1 protein-coding gene is annotated in these 349 nt (G+C 64.2%); it reads left to right on the top strand.

Annotated features, from left to right (window positions below):
* Nucleotides 1-349 (top strand): SulP family inorganic anion transporter (locus DBR18_RS29295; protein ID WP_256588729.1); only part of this gene is annotated, 349 nt, incomplete at both ends.

The raw sequence follows: 349 nt of genomic DNA, 5'->3' as shown, positions 1-349 counted from the left end.
GGCCAATGGCGACCCGCAATTGCGCGCGACGCTGGCGGTGGGGCTGGTGCTGGTCACCGGCGGGCTGTTCTTGCTCGCGGGGATTTTTCGTTTTGGCAGCGTCACTTCGTTTATCGCCAAACCGGTGTTGCGCGGTTTTGCTTTCGGTCTGGCGTTGACCATCATTCTCAAGCAGGTCGCCAGCGTGGTCGGGGTGCATCTGACCGACGCCAACCTGGTGCGCTTCGCCCCGCAATTGCTCGAACAACTGCCGCGATGGAACTGGCCGGCAGCTGCGGTTGCAGCGGCGGCGCTGGTGCTGTTGGGCTTGTTCTCACGCTTTCCTCGGCTGCCCGGTGGCCTGCTGGTG

This window comes from Pseudomonas sp. HMWF021, from assembly GCF_003061005.1.
Lineage (GTDB): Bacteria > Pseudomonadota > Gammaproteobacteria > Pseudomonadales > Pseudomonadaceae > Aquipseudomonas.
Note: the sequence above shows the minus strand (reverse complement) of the source record. Positions and strands in the feature narration are given on the sequence as shown.